The organism is Chroococcidiopsis sp. CCALA 051 (assembly GCF_003015105.1).
Lineage (GTDB): Bacteria > Cyanobacteriota > Cyanobacteriia > Cyanobacteriales > Chroococcidiopsidaceae > Chroococcidiopsis > Chroococcidiopsis thermalis.
The window spans coordinates 16265-31035 of the sequence record NZ_PYCI01000018.1; the positions used below are offsets into that span (position 1 = coordinate 16265).

The following is a 14771-nucleotide window of genomic DNA, read 5'->3' on the forward strand; positions in this document are numbered from 1 at the left end:
GCAGTATACAGCGCGCTCTGGTGCTTGTATCTAGAGGTCGATCTATGAAAGTAGAGGCGGCGTGTCAGCAACAACGCAAGGGATTAATTAAAAGTTCCACAATTGTACTATTGGCATTTGCTACTGCTTATTTTGCCCGTATCATCGAGGCATTAGGAGTACCCGCAGCAATTAATTTTTTACACTTTGCTACAGTTCCACTTGCCTGTGGTATTGCTCTTGTCAAAGCTCGCTCTAAAAGCCAGCGTCAGCTTACCATCGTCCAAGAAATGCTCTTAGGTTTATTAATATTTTTCATCTCAATCTGTGCTAGCGGACTACTCAATAATGCTGGATTAATTAATGTAGTTCTCAATTATTTAATGCTAGCCGAGCCGTACTTACTTCTAGTAGCGATCGCCTGCATTCCCATGTCTTTAACTAGCACGGAAAAACTGCACTGTTGGTTAGTGCGTTTTGGCTTTATCAATCTCCTGCTTGCTTTGCTCCAGCGCTTTGTTCTCAATTTACATCTTCAGGAAGGTTTAGAAGACAATATTAAAGGAGTTTTTTTAAACCAAGGTTCTGGTCATGTTGTTGGTGCTTCAGTTTCATTAACATTTGGTACGTACTATTTATGTATTGCTAAAGAACGTCCACTTTGGCTGCGAGCATCTGTATTTATTACTACTATCGTTCACGTATTAGTATCAGATGCCAAACAAGTTCTAGCAGTATTTTTAGTTGCTCTCGTACTTCTTTTTTGCACTAAATTAAAAGATATTACAGAATTTGTAAAATACTCGATTGGAGCAATTTTAGCTGTATTTATCGCAGTTTGGTTGGCAAATAATGGGTTTCTCGCTTGGAGCGTCGATATGACTTTAGAGGGGATGAAGCTTAAACTAGTAGGATTCTCAATTATTCCTTCTTTCTATCATTCTCCGCTCAACCCTTTATTGGGGCTTGGTCCCGGTCACACGATCGGACGTTTAGGGGGGTGGATGCTGCGTGATTATTGGGATCTGCTCTCCCCTTTAGGAGCAACTCAACTTTCCGTGAGCGAAGCCGTATGGAGTGTGGTAGGAGCAAGCTGGTTTGGCGATAAATCTAGCATGTTTTCGCCGTTTTTTGGTTGGGCAGGAATTTGGGGAGATTTGGGTCTGCTAGGGTTAGGAGCTTATTTTTATCTTGCATTTCTTGTTTGGTGCAGGCTGTGTTCGGACGATCTTTCTCGGTTTTTTCTCCTAACTATATTTGTTTTTGGATTAATTTTCACTCAAATAGAAGAACCTGGTTACATGCTCTTTATGGCTATTCTTGTTGGTCTGCAATGGCAAACTAATCGCTTGAGACGGCTATCATAATTCTGTATCTTCAGAGTTTTGCGATCGAGCAATCTACGAGCTATTAAATAGAAGCAAATCTGCTACTATAGCTGGGGACTGATCGTACCATGACTGAGCAATTATTATTTTTTAATGAAGTTGCTAAACTACTATTGCTTGTCAGTAAGTTTTGGTATAATTTTAGACATATCAATAATGTTCAGGGCAGTTCTCATCAATTTCACCGTACTTTGAGAAGACGTGTAGCAATTTCTCAAATCTCTAGGTGCTATTATTTCTGTTGATTATTATTTAATCGGTAATCTTTATATTTTTGTCATCACTTCTATGTCTCGTTTAACATACAGATGGATTTTAATCAACTAAAACATGAGTTATCAAAATAGTAAAAAGAGAATCAATATTTTTCCGAAGTTTTTCTAGTAAAAACTATAGTTTTGAGGGATTTGAAATCTTTTTTTATCGTTAAAGACGCAAATAATCAATGATTAGCGATGCTATAAATTACTTTCAAACTATACTGTCATTCATGGCAATGACTCAAGTGAAGAGTTCAGGGAAATGAGATTTGATACAACAAATAAAGTAGAAGCAGTGGAGTTAATCCAACCAATAGCATCGGATTTTCCCGGTCTAGCCATCACTCAATCGTTTCATACTCCAGTCAATAAATCGGAGTTAGAAGTTATTCCGGCTGAAATTCCTCAAATTAGAATTTGTGTTATTGGCTCACCAGTCACGATCGCACCTTTCGATCGCCAAATAGAAATGATGTTGGAGTGGGCTAGCAGTCGTGCTAGCCGATTTGTATGCGTGGCAAACGTCCATATGCTGGCAGAAGCCTACTGGCATCCAGAATTTCATGCAGTGTTAAATCGTGCAGATTTAATTACTCCTGATGGTATGCCCCTAGTATGGATGATGAAACTAATGGGAGCGCAACATCAAAATCGCGTTGCTGGGCTAGATATTATGTTATCTATTTGCCAACAGGCTTCCCAGCGTCAGATAAAAGTTTTTTTTCTTGGTTCGGAAGCTTCCATATTAAAGCAGATGCGAAAGCACTTAGAGCGTGACTTTCCCGCTTTAGAAATTGCTGGAATGGAGCCACTACCATTCCGTCCGCTCACGAGAGCAGAAGATGCAGCAGTTATTCAAAAAATTCATGATAGTGGAGCTGGCATTGTATTTTTGGCTCTGGGATGTCCGAAGCAAGAATACTGGATGGATCGACATAAAGACAAAATTCATGCCGTTATGATTGGTGTAGGCGGAGTATTTCCAGTGTATGCAGGAATTCACAAACGCGCTCCCTTGTGGATGAGAAACTTTGGTTTGGAGTGGTTTTACAGATTAATTCAAGAACCACGTAGACTCTGGAAAAGATATACTACCACCATGCCCCTGTTTATCTGGCTAGCTTTGAAGCAGCTATTAACTCAGGGAGCAAGAAGCAGTGACCAGTGACCAGTGACCAATAACCAATAATCAACAACTACCTATCACCGCTCTTCACAAACAACTAATAACTGATAACTAGCCCCCTGCCCCTAATTTGTGGCAATCTGAGAGACAGATAGACTCATCTGATAATCTCGCTACAAAAATTCAGCCAATAGGTTATGCAGACTCTCCCCAACCCAGCTACAGTAAAATCTTCTTCTGGCGAACTTTCCACTGATACTACTATTCATCGCCGCCAGACTCGTCCGATTCAGGTAGGAAACGTCACGATTGGTGGCAGTCATCCAGTGGTGGTGCAATCGATGATCAACGAAGACACCCTGGACATAGATGGTTCCGTTGCTGCTATTCGTCGCCTACATGAAATTGGCTGCGAAATAGTCCGCGTCACCGTACCAAGTATGGCACACGCTCAAGCCTTAGCAGAAATCAAACAAAAGTTGTATGCCTCATACCAACCAGTTCCAATCGTGGCTGACGTGCATCATAATGGGATGAAAATTGCCTTGGAAGTTGCCAAGCACATCGATAAAGTGCGGATCAATCCTGGCTTGTACGTATTTGAAAAACCTAAATCCAATCGCACTGAGTACAGTCAAACAGAATTCGAGGAAATTGGAGACAAGATTCGCCAAACTTTGGAACCACTGGTAATTTCCTTGCGCGACCAGGGTAAAGCCATGCGGATTGGCGTGAATCACGGCTCCTTGGCAGAAAGAATGCTGTTTACCTACGGCGACACCCCAGAAGGAATGGTAGAATCAGCGCTGGAATTCATTCGGATTTGCGAATCGCTGGACTTTCGCAACTTAGTGATTTCGCTTAAAGCATCGCGAGTGCCTGTAATGATCGCTGCCAATCGCTTGATGGTCAAGCGGATGAATGAGCTAGGCATGGACTATCCCTTGCATTTAGGCGTAACGGAAGCCGGAGATGGCGAATACGGTCGAATCAAATCTACAGCTGGGATTGGGACGCTGTTAGCTGAAGGGATTGGCGATACCATCCGCGTATCGCTGACAGAAGCGCCAGAAAAAGAAATTCCCGTTTGTTACAGCATTCTGCAATCTTTAGGTTTGCGGAAAACAATGGTAGAGTACGTTGCTTGTCCTTCTTGCGGACGCACTCTATTTAATTTAGAGGAAGTGTTGCATAAAGTTAGAGAGGCAACTAAGCACCTAACAGGGTTAGATATCGCCGTTATGGGTTGTATAGTCAATGGTCCAGGGGAAATGGCGGATGCGGACTACGGCTATGTAGGGAAGCAACCTGGTTACATTTCTCTCTATCGCGGTCGAGAAGAAATCAAGCGCGTTCCTGAAGATCGAGGAGTGGAAGAATTGATTAATTTGATTAAGGCAGACGATCGCTGGGTCGATCCGTAAGCAGTGACCAGTGACCAAGGTTTGTCTGCTGCGGTCACTGGTCACTGTCAAAACTGGTCACTGTCTGAGCGCCCTGTGTTAAATTGGGCTTACTTGGTTTGCTTTGTTCTCCGGCTGTGCAGTGTCAATACGATCATGAATAAGCGTGGAATTTTCTTGGGTGCAACAGCAGTGATGCTCTCGACTGCCGCAGTTGCCAGTTTTAGCGATCGCTCTCAAACTCAAGCTTTCTTTCGTGAAAGTCCGAAAGAATTAGTCGATGAAGTTTGGCAAATAATCGATCGGCAGTATGTAGACGGGACTTTCAACAAGGTCAATTGGCAAGCTGTACGCAAAGAGTACTTGAGCCGCTCTTATGCCAATCGAGAGGATGCATACAAAGCAGTCCGACAAATGCTAGAAAAGCTCAAAGATCCATATACCCGATTTATGGATCCAGAAGAATTCAAGAATATGCAGGTAGATACTTCTGGAGAACTAACGGGAATTGGCATTCAAATCGCCCAAGATGAGAAAACAAAGCTATTAACTGTAATTGCCCCAATTGAAGATACACCCGCTTTCAGTGCCGGAATTCTTGCTAAGGATACAATCGTCAAAATCGACGGTAAAAGCACTAAGGGAATGGATGTGAATCAAGCAGTGTCGCTGATTCGGGGACAACCAGGTACAGAAGTACAAATCACGATTTTGCGCAACGGACAGCAGAAGGATTTTCGGATAAAACGGGCGCGAATTGAAATTCATCCAGTGCGTTACAGCTACCAGAATAGCCCAACAGGTGGTATAGGGTACATTCGCTTAAATCAGTTCAGTGCCAATGCTGCCACGGAAATGCGCGATGCAATTAAAAATTTAGAAAAGAAACAGGTATCCGGTTATATTTTGGATTTACGTAACAATCCTGGTGGGTTGTTATTGTCCAGCATAGAAATTGCTCAAATGTGGCTGGAAGACGGGGTTATTGTTTCCACTAAGAACCGACAAGGAAAACAAGATATTGAAAGGTCTAATCACCGACCGTTAACAAATAAGCCTCTAGTCGTGCTAGTGAATGATGGCTCGGCAAGTGCTAGTGAAATTTTGTCTGGCGCTCTACAGGATAACAAACGCGCGGTTTTAGTTGGAGAAAAAACTTTTGGCAAAGGGTTGGTACAGTCGGTACGCAGCTTGGGAGATGGTTCTGGCTTAGCTGTAACCATAGCGAAGTACTTTACCCCCAACGGACGCGACATCAATAAGTCTGGGATTGCTCCTAATGTAGTAGTATCGCTGACGGATAAAGAAAAACAGGCGTTGTTTCTACAAAATCGCGACAAAGTTGGTACGCCATCAGACCCGCAATATGCGAAAGCATTAGACATATTACAAAAGCAGATTGCGGCTAAGGGGAACTCTGCGACAAGATAGGAACGAAAGTAACAAACTGACAACTTGCGACTGTTGGTAACTGGTAACTGATAATCGATCGCTGCTCCCCACCGATTACATAGGCTGGCATTTTCCGGCACGGATGAGTCCAACGCGACGGGCGATCGCTTCTGCTTGAGATGGGAACGGTCCCCAACGTTCCTTTGCTTCTGCATCTGGCTCTATATTCACTTGCTCGTCAGAAACAATTTGACAATGACCGTCCGCTAGCTTGACAATAAACCAAGTTTGTGAATTCATCATAGAAAAAAGTTGAGCGCTGTTCTGTCTGGTATCCTCAATTCTAAGCTGTTCGCAGACAAGAGCATATTTGTAGGGGCGCACAGCTGTGCGCCCCTACAGATCGTGTAATTTATTTAATCGAAAACGACAGATCTTTTCAGCAAAGGTAATCAAGCCTGATGCATCAACGGTTGCCGTTACCGTTACTGCCAGTTGCCAAAACTCGCTCGGCTAACTTGTCAGGAACTTCTTGCAAGTGATGGTATTGCCACTGGAAGGAACCAACACCTAGAGTTAGCGATCGCAACTCGACAATGAAGTTCTGCATCTCGGCTTGAGGTAAGTAAGCAATCAGCTTGTCCCAACCAGACCAATCAGATCTTCCTTCATAGCCGAGAATTTGTCCCCGTCGCCCGCTCACCAGTTGCATCACCTTGGAGGTGAATTCGCTGGGCGTATTGACTTCAATTGAGGCGATCGGTTCTAATAGCGTCGGTTCGCACTGAGTCATTCCCGTTTGCATAGCTAGCCGTGCCGCTTGTTTAAATGCTTGCTCGGAGCTATCAACTGTATGATAAGAGCCGTTGGTCAAGGTGACGGCAACATCAACTACGGGAAAACCTAAAGGACCGTGTACCAAAAATTCCTTCACACCAACTTCAACGCCAGGAATATATTGCTTCGGGACCACACCACCTACAATCTTTTCGCTAAAATTAAAGCCTTCTCCGCGTCCAAGCGGTTTAATATCTAGGTAAACATCGCCAAACTGCCCGTGTCCTCCTGACTGGTGCTTGTAGCGCCCGTGAACTGAAGCAGCAGGCTTGCGAATGGTTTCTTTATAGGGTACTTGTGGTAGATGAGTCCCCATTGGTAAGTTATACTTCCGACGCAGGCGATCGAGGGCTACTTGCAAGTGAATTTCGCCTTGTCCCCACAGGATCACTTCGTGGGTATCGCCGTGCTGTTCCCACATTAAAGATGGGTCTTCTTCTAATAGCTTAGTCAACGCTGCACTCAGTTTAACTTCGTCGTTGCGTTTTTCCGGGGCGATCGCCAAGGCATAAACTGGTCTGAGTATATCTGCTTTAGGTAGTTCTGTGGCTTGTCCGTTTGCTGAGATGGTATCACTAGTTTTCACGCCATCTAGACGGCTGAGAGCAACAATTTCACCAGCTTCAGCTTCATTTATCGAGTTTTGTTGTTGTCCTAGTAGCCGATAAATCCCGCCAGCGCGAGTACCATTCAATACGATGCCATCGGTTAACTTACCCTGCCATACCCGTACTAGGGAAAGTTTGCCTCCTTGGGGCGTGTAATAGGTTTTCAATACTTGGGCTATGGGAGTTTCAGCAGTAGCGCCAAGCCCTCGTCGTTGAGCAGTGTCTTGTGGTTCAGGTGCTTCTCGTAACAGTGCTTCTAAAAGCGGTCTAACTCCAAAATCTCGGTCTGCAACTCCACAAAATACTGGAACGACTAAATCTGCCCCTAATTCTAATTTCAAGTCTTGCAGAATTTCTTCTTGAGGCGGCTCGATCTCTTCTAAAAGTTCTTCCAATAAATGGTCGTCAAAGTTGGCTAATTCTTCCAACATTTCCGCTCTAGCTGCCTGTTCCTGTGCCTTTAAAGATGCTGGCAATGGAATCGGATCGGCTGGTGCGCCAGAGTGGTATTGATATGCTTGTTCGCTGACTAGATCGATAAATCCAGTTAGCTGTTCGTCTTGAATAATGGGATATTGATGCGGTACGAGCGGACGCTTGGAAACAGCTTTAAGGGCGTGCAACATATCCATGAAATTGTTGCTAACCCGATCCATTTTGTTAATAAATACGAGATGGGGAATTTCCCAATCGTCAAGAAATTTAAATAAGGGAGCGAGGGTAAGTACCTTCTGACGCAAACCGTTTTCATTGTTATCATTTGCTGGCTCGCAAACAACAACTGCTGCATCTACGCCCATGAGAGCGTTATATGTCTCTTGAGCAAATTCGACTGAACCCGGACAGTCAACAAATGTGAAGCGGACACCTTCATACTCGGTACTAGCGGCGCTCACTTCTACACTCATTTGGCGATCGCGCGCTTCCGCTGCACTGTCTCCTACGGTGTTACCGTCGCGGACGCTACCTTTACGAGTAATAGCTCCTGTGACCGATAACAAACTTTCGAGCAAAGTTGTTTTTCCGCTCAAATAAGGACCGACAATTGCAACATTGCGCGTACTCGCTCTGACATTTTCATTCATACAACCTCCTACGCGGATTCCTTTATGAGAAGCCGCACGATCGTGAGTAGACAATGGATAATGTTGTAGAGAATTATCCCGTCTTTAATCCGACCTTATCTTGTCTTTAATCGTAAGAATGAAAATTGTAGTTTCTCGTAAGAATTAGCTAAATTAAAGTTAATTAGCTTGAAGTTTTATGCAGATATTTGGAGTTTTATCAAGGAGAGAGTGGTAATTGGTAGTTGGTAGTTGGTAGTTGGATGGTGCGTGGTGCGTGGTGCGTGGTAAGAGGCTTCTTGGTAACTGGTAACTGGTCACTGGTCACTGGTCACTGCTCCCTGCTCCCTCTCATCAAGCTTTGCAGGCAAGCATTGAGTAACTCCCAATTCAAAGAGTTATATTTTGTCTGCCCTTCCTTGCGAATATCGAGCAACCCTGCTTCCGCTAGAGTTTTAGAGTGGTGGCAGAAGAGGGCAAGGCTAATACTTAATTTTTGAGCAATCTCCGTACCGCTCAATTCTCCAGCATGGGCGAGTAACTCGACAATTTTCAATCTGGTGGGGTCGGCAAGGGCTGCAAAGATTTTTGCCCGACGACAGCTATCGTCTACTTCAGCTACAGGTAGGGACACGAGCTTTTCTGAATGAGTCTCTTTCATTGTCGTTCGTCCGCGATCGCGCTACTTATCAAATAGTTAAATAGCTACTTGACTTTTTAATTTATATTGTCTAGCATAATAGTCAAGTGGTTGTTTAACTACTTAAATTTTAACCTACGGTTGGTAGTTGGTAATAGGTAGTTGTTAGTTGCCTCTTACCTGGGCTAATCCGGTTTTGATGAAGAAGGAGACTTGTAGGTATGACAGATCGTGTCAAGCCGTTGACTCTCACTGCTGAGAATTTTCAAACAGAGGTCATTGAGAGTAAAACACCAGTGCTAGTAGATGTTTGGGCAGCCTGGTGCGGACCTTGTAGGGTAGTTAACCCAATCGTGGAAGAGATTGCTGCCAATTTTGCCGGACGCGCCACAGTAGGCAAGCTGAATATTGACGAGTACGGAGAAATTGCTTCTCGATATCAGGTGCAGGCAATTCCGACGCTGTTATTTTTCCAAAATGGCGTGGTTGTAGATCGAGTTGTTGGTGTTGTTGGGGCAAAAGCGATCGCGCAAAAGTTGAATGCTTTGTTAGAGCCAGCAGCAGATCGACAAGCTGCTTAGACATTACATCTGTAGAGGCGTGAAATTTCGCGCTTCTACAGTCCACATTATTTCATACACTTTTTATCCATTTACCCTAGTAAAGCCTATGAATACCAACATCGATCTATTCTCACCCGTTCGGCTCGGTCGTTACGAATTACCTAACCGAATGGTGATGGCTCCCTTAACGCGCAACCGTGCGGGAGAGGGTAACGTGCCGAGAGAATTGAATGCAGAATATTACGCCCAAAGAGTCTCGGCAGGACTGATTATTACAGAAGCGACTCAGGTGTCGCCACAAGGCTTAGGTTATCCGTTTACCCCTGGTATTCACTCTCAAGAACAGGTAGAAGGCTGGCGGCTAGTGACGAAAGCCGTACACGATCGCGGTGGCAAAATTTTTCTCCAGCTATGGCACGTCGGGCGAATATCTCACCCCGATTTGCAAGTCGATGGAGCATTGCCCGTTGCACCTAGCGCGATCGCTCCATCAGAAGGTATGGCAGCTACTTACGAAGGAGAAAAGCCATACGTTACACCCCGCGCCCTAGAAACAGCAGAAATTCCAGGTATTGTAGAACAATATCGCCAAGGGGCAAAAAATGCGTTGGCGGCTGGGTTTGATGGCGTAGAAATTCACAGCGCCAACGGCTATCTGCTCGATCAATTTCTCCACGATGGCTCCAATCACCGTACAGATGAATATGGTGGTTCGATTGAAAACCGCGCCCGCTTGTTAATGGAAGTGACTGAAGCAGTCGTTAGCGTTTGGGGCGCAGATAGAGTAGGAGTCAGACTTTCACCCAGCGGTACTTTTGGTAGCGTCTACGACTCCGATCTCAAAGCATTGTTTACCTATGTAGTTGATGCGCTCAACCAATTTGAATTAGCTTACCTGCATTTGGTAGAGCCGAGAGTTGCTGGTAACGAGACAGTAGAAAATCCTACTTCAGAATTGTCATCAAAATACTTCCGTCCGATCTACAAAGGGACTCTCATCAGTGCTGGCGGCTACGATCGCGAATCGGGAAATGCAGTATTAGCCTCTAGAGATGCGGACTTAGTTGCTTACGGTAGACTGTTTATTTCCAACCCCGACTTACCGCAGCGTTTTGCTCTCAACGCACAATTAAACCCCTACGATCGCTCTAGCTTTTATGGCGGAGACAAGAGGGGTTATACAGATTATCCATCTTTGGAATTGCAGGCTGCTGGTTGATGGGGGTAGGGGCGCACGGCTGTGCGCCCCTACTTTACCCAATTTATTTACTAGCAGGTGGTTCTTTATCTTTGAGCAAATCACTTGCAACTTTGAGCAGATCGTGCAGAATCTTGCGTAGTTGATGCTCTCCTTTCGCGATCGCTTCTCCTACTTCTTTAAGTCTATCTTCAAGCGATCGCCCTTCTACTGATTCTCCGACATCAGCTTTGTTACGGGTGCGGCTGTACCAGTGCGTAGCCTCATCTATTCTTTCTTTGATTTCCTCGTAGCGTCCGCCATAGCGGGCGGCTAGATTGGCGCGAACGATCGCCAATTGTGCTTGGAGTTGAGCGTAACGCTTCTTCATTAAAGCGAATTCTTCGCTATTTTTGAAGGCATTAATGGCGGATTGGATCGAATCTTTCAAACTAGAATCTGATTCTTTACCAACTTCTTCTACATCAACCAAGAGGCGATCGATCTCTTGTTGTAGTTCCTCTTCTTGAGTGTCAATTCTGGATTGTAGTTGGTGAACTTCTGCCTGATCTTTGACAATAGTTTGCCGTTTGCCACTACTGTAACCTTCAATAAATCCTTCAACCGCAGCAGTGATTTCCTCTTTGATCTCGCTACCCTTATCCTTAAAGTTATCGCTAACTGCTGAAATAGTATCTCTGAAAATTTGACGAATATCGCTAGTACCTGCTTTTATCTCCGTGCGGACATCGTATATAGCAGATTGAACGATTTCGCGAATCCTACTCGATCGCAACTGTCCAGTAGTTTTTGCTTCCTCAAATTCGGAGCGAATTTGCGTCCTAATTTGCTCGACTATATTTCTTTGTGGATAAGTTGGTGTACCTGTCTCATCTACAGGACGTTGAGCGAAATCCTCAAAGTTCTCGTAGTCTTTAGCATCGAAACTAGAGTCATACTGGTCGAGATTCGGGGTTTTTTCCTCATGAACCAATCCTGGCTTACCTTGAGCTAGATCGTTCATGATTTTTTGTTTTTCTTCATTACTTAAAGTCACTTTTGTTTCTCCCACTTACTAAATTGAGCTACTAAAACTGAACTGTAGTAAAAGAATTGTTTTTGCTTTCTTCTTTGCGCCTCTGCATCTAACGCTTCGCCTTCGGCTAATGCGTGAAACACAATCAAAACTTTATCCAATCTAAGAAAAAATCTCTGATATCGTGTTCGGTTAATCGCTCGTAAATACCGTCAGAATGAATTCTGGTAAACCCACCCTTGCAATACTCTGGTTATTGCAACGAACTTAATATGACTTATCCCTACATTAATGACAAACAAATCCAATCGCACTCTTTCTGACGGATGAAAGTCAATCTAGAACAAGCTGAGTTGCTGAGGAAATGGCTGCAAATCGTTCCAGGGAAGCGGCGGAACCACAACCCCTTTTTGTGTCAATAACTGGTGAAAAGACCGAGCATTGTGCGGCGATCGCTCTTCTGTGGGACAATGTACAAAGAAATAAATCTGGGTTCCTTGACTTAGATTGCGATCGATAAAATCAACCCATTCCTCAAGAAACAGCTGATTCAACTCCCATTTTGGGTGGCTGATAAAACGAACTAAGCTAAACGGTGCAGCGATACTAAATTCTACTGGTAACTTAGGTTTGCGGCGTTCGGAGTGAATCTGCGGATCGTTTGGTGCATCGTATATCGGACGGCTATCGAGTAAAACTCTACCTATCTCTAATTGTTTCAGAAGCGTTGTTAGTTGACTAGCGTGAGGCTCTTGAAACCAACTTGGATGACGTACCTCTAAAGCCAGCGACGTTTTTTCTCTCAAAGCGTTTAAGAATATTGTTAAGTCTTCTATTGCTTCTGGACTATATCGTGGCGGGAGTTGAGCAAAAATTGGTCCCAAGCGATCGCCTAAACCTTGCATTCGTGCTATGAAACTCAAAGCATCGGGAATATGTGGTTCTAGCAAGCCTTGATGGGTAATGTCTCGCGGTAACTTGAGGCAGAATTTAAATTCTGGTGGTGTTTCTGCTGCCCAGCGCGCTACAGTATCGGCATCAGGGATAGCGTAAAAGGTGGTGTTTCCTTCAACAGTCGTGAGACGCTGGCTGTATAAACCTAAAAATTCACCCACACGACTTCCAGTCGGATAAAAATCGCCTACCCAACCTTTATACGACCAAACAGCACAGCCAAGATGAAAAGTCAAAAGTTAAAAGTTAAAAGTTAAAAAACTGTAAGGACGGGTTTTTACTAAGATCTTCAGCTAAAGCTGTCAATCTATTTGCTAAGCTCACTCGTACAACAATCAAAAATCAAAGAAAATTTTCTAGGAATGAACTGAGCCATCAGGCATAATTGCCCCAGTTAAAATTGCTCCGGTTAATTTGACCATAATTCGGTCTTTTGTACCTACTTTGGCTCCTTTTAAATTAGCTTTACTTAAATTTGCTCCACTCAAGTCAGCACCAATTAAATTGGCTTCCTGTAAATTGGCTGAAGTTAAATTTGCGCCTAATAAGTTGGCGCGAAATAAGTTGGCTTGAGATAGATTTGCTTCTTGTAAATTGACTTTGTGTAGAAAAGAATCGCTCAGATCGGCTTTACTTAAGTTAGCTTTGCTCAAGTTTCTCCCCGATAAATCTTTTTCTTTCAACTCAGCACCCCGTAAATCGGCTCCAGTCATATCGGGATAGTGAGGACGGTAAGGTTGATGGGGGGAAGATGAAGCAGTGGCTTGCTGGGGCGACTTAGAAGCAGAATAGTAAGACTGAGAACTACTCTGTTGGGGCGATTGCGATCCCGAGTAATAGCTTGAGGGAGGTGATTGCTGCTTGTAGCTCGACTGTGAAGCTGAGTAGTAATCTGACTGGTACGGTTGCTTATAGCTAGATTGCGAATTTGACTGCTGGTGCGACTGAGTAGAGTCGTAGTGTGATTGCGACGGTTGTTTGTAGCTAGATTGTGAATTATTGCCGTTCGATTGCGAACTTGCCTGTTGACGCGATCGCGCGGTTGAATCGTAATATGACTGAGAATTATTGCTGCTCGACTGCGAATAACTTTGCTGGCGCGATTGTGACGCTGAGTAGTAATGAGATTGAGAATGAGCCTGCGACTGTTTAGGTCTACTGCGGGACTCTGGTTTTGGTTGCGCGGGAGTAAATTTACCCGTGCGAGTCTGAATTACCCGCAATTGCTCTCGCGCTTGATTAATTTCTTTTAATTTTTCTTGCGCTTTTTGCTGCAACCGCTGATTCTCTTTCGGAATGCGATCGGGATGCCAAATAAAAGCCAAGTCCTTATACGCCTGGTTAATTTCTTCCAGGGAGGCTCCAGGCTCTAATCCAAGTACTCTGTAGCAGTGGTTCAGGTCTAACATTACTACTGCCGCATCCTCACTAGCTTGGTATTACCCATGATAGGCAGCTAATTGCGTATTCGCTACCTTCTTTTAGGCGATCGCCTAATAAGAAACTTAAACTAAACTTATCACTACTGAGACAACACTAGCTCAAGAAAGCAGGAGGCAGATGACAGCAGGATTTAATCTATACAGCATCAGCCAGTCGTGCTGATTCAACTATATAGTTATTCTTGCCATAATCTGCTACATTTTTTCTTGAATTCCCCAGTCTCCAGCCGCCAATTTTCCATGTCGAGTTATGCCATTTGATTTTCAATTGCCCAACGTGCTAGCTCAGTACGATTGTGCAATCCCGTTTTACCAAGCATATTAGACACGTGGCTTTCTACTGTCCGCTGACTCACATTCAGTTCTTCGGCAATATCGCGATTAGCTAGACCTCTCGCCACATATTGCACGACTTTTAGCTCTGTTTGCGTCAGATGCACGTCAAAAGGAACTTGAATTTTTGTCTCGTTTTCGCCGTTGCCACCTGATTGTTGTCTCTGGCGATAAGCTTGTTTAAGAGAAGCTTCCACTTGAGCCACTAGTTCCTCTGGCTCGAATGGTTTGACCATGTAGACATCAGCACCGATGTTTAAACCTTTGATTTTGTCTTGGCTTTGACCCTTGGCAGAAAGAAATAGAATCGGAATCCAACTGGTGCGTTCGTCCTGTCTTACCTGATTGACAAACTGATAGCCATCCATTTCTGGCATCATCACGTCACAGATAATCATATCTGGAATTTCCTGCTCCAGAACTTCTAAAGCCTCTCGCCCGTTTTCTGCGGTGATGACCTCATAGCCTCGGAATTCTAGGTAATCCTTGACGAGTAATATGAGGTTGGGGTCATCATCTATTAATAGCAGTCGCTTGTGCTCTTTTACGCTAGTTTCCTTCATGCTGCG

Annotated in this window: 14 protein-coding genes; 6 read left to right on the forward strand and 8 right to left on the reverse strand. The window is 44.2% G+C overall.

All coding sequences use genetic code 11. The features are described 5' to 3' along the window. Window positions 1-44 precede the first annotated feature (44 nt). The 4 genes from C7Y66_RS06455 (at window position 45) to ctpC (ending at window position 5587) form a co-directional block, all read left to right on the forward strand. On the forward strand, window positions 45-1346 hold the full coding sequence (locus tag C7Y66_RS06455) for a hypothetical protein (RefSeq protein ID WP_015152695.1): 1302 nt from the start codon (window positions 45-47) through the stop codon (window positions 1344-1346). Between the two features lie 543 nt (window positions 1347-1889). Further along, entirely contained in the window at window positions 1890-2795 is a 906-nt protein-coding gene (locus tag C7Y66_RS06460) for a WecB/TagA/CpsF family glycosyltransferase (RefSeq protein WP_199197267.1), read from the forward strand. Window positions 2796-2950: 155 nt separating this feature from the next. Continuing rightward, a complete protein-coding gene (gene ispG, locus C7Y66_RS06465; RefSeq protein WP_106544939.1) occupies window positions 2951-4177 on the forward strand; it encodes a (E)-4-hydroxy-3-methylbut-2-enyl-diphosphate synthase in 1227 nt (408 codons plus the stop codon). A gap of 135 nt (window positions 4178-4312) precedes the next feature. After that, window positions 4313-5587: a carboxyl-terminal processing protease CtpC gene (gene ctpC / locus C7Y66_RS06470; protein ID WP_106544940.1), complete on the forward strand. Its 1275-nt coding sequence runs from the start codon at window positions 4313-4315 to the stop codon at window positions 5585-5587. 75 nt (window positions 5588-5662) lie between these two features. On the opposite strand, the gene C7Y66_RS06475 is transcribed toward ctpC, so the two are convergent. From C7Y66_RS06475 to C7Y66_RS06485, 3 genes are all read right to left on the reverse strand, one after another. Next, window positions 5663-5851: a hypothetical protein gene (locus C7Y66_RS06475; RefSeq protein WP_041462750.1), complete on the reverse strand. Its 189-nt coding sequence runs from the start codon at window positions 5849-5851 to the stop codon at window positions 5663-5665. A gap of 163 nt (window positions 5852-6014) precedes the next feature. Continuing rightward, on the reverse strand, window positions 6015-8078 hold the full coding sequence (locus C7Y66_RS06480) for an elongation factor G (RefSeq protein ID WP_106544941.1): 2064 nt from the start codon (window positions 8076-8078) through the stop codon (window positions 6015-6017). Window positions 8079-8388: 310 nt separating this feature from the next. Next, window positions 8389-8718: a helix-turn-helix transcriptional regulator gene (locus tag C7Y66_RS06485; RefSeq protein ID WP_106544942.1), complete on the reverse strand. Its 330-nt coding sequence runs from the start codon at window positions 8716-8718 to the stop codon at window positions 8389-8391. Window positions 8719-8918: 200 nt separating this feature from the next. Between C7Y66_RS06485 and trxA the strand changes: the two genes are divergently transcribed. Both trxA and C7Y66_RS06495 read left to right on the forward strand, forming a co-directional pair. Beyond that, window positions 8919-9278, forward strand: coding sequence for a thioredoxin (trxA, locus tag C7Y66_RS06490; RefSeq protein WP_106544943.1), 360 nt, complete (start codon window positions 8919-8921; stop codon window positions 9276-9278). Between the two features lie 88 nt (window positions 9279-9366). Further along, window positions 9367-10479: an alkene reductase gene (locus C7Y66_RS06495; protein WP_106544944.1), complete on the forward strand. Its 1113-nt coding sequence runs from the start codon at window positions 9367-9369 to the stop codon at window positions 10477-10479. Window positions 10480-10522: 43 nt separating this feature from the next. On the opposite strand, the gene C7Y66_RS06500 is transcribed toward C7Y66_RS06495, so the two are convergent. The 5 genes from C7Y66_RS06500 to C7Y66_RS06515 all read right to left on the reverse strand — a co-directional run bounded on the left by C7Y66_RS06500 (window position 10523) and on the right by C7Y66_RS06515 (window position 14765). Next, entirely contained in the window at window positions 10523-11494 is a 972-nt protein-coding gene (locus C7Y66_RS06500; RefSeq protein ID WP_199197268.1) for a histidine kinase, read from the reverse strand. After that, window positions 11491-11616 (reverse strand): hypothetical protein, encoded by a 126-nt coding sequence (locus tag C7Y66_RS32835; protein ID WP_255409939.1) that lies wholly within the window; start codon window positions 11614-11616, stop codon window positions 11491-11493. Before C7Y66_RS32835 ends, C7Y66_RS06500 begins: the two co-directional genes overlap by 4 nt. Window positions 11617-11811: 195 nt before the next feature. Then, the gene (locus C7Y66_RS06505; protein WP_106544945.1) at window positions 11812-12663 is read right to left on the reverse strand and encodes a DUF72 domain-containing protein; all 852 of its coding nucleotides are present in this window, start codon (window positions 12661-12663) and stop codon (window positions 11812-11814) included. 120 nt (window positions 12664-12783) lie between these two features. After that, window positions 12784-13836: a pentapeptide repeat-containing protein gene (locus C7Y66_RS06510; protein ID WP_106544946.1), complete on the reverse strand. Its 1053-nt coding sequence runs from the start codon at window positions 13834-13836 to the stop codon at window positions 12784-12786. A 281-nt stretch (window positions 13837-14117) separates the two neighbouring features. Next, the gene (locus tag C7Y66_RS06515) at window positions 14118-14765 is read right to left on the reverse strand and encodes a response regulator transcription factor (RefSeq protein WP_015152683.1); all 648 of its coding nucleotides are present in this window, start codon (window positions 14763-14765) and stop codon (window positions 14118-14120) included. Window positions 14766-14771: the final 6 nt, after the last annotated feature.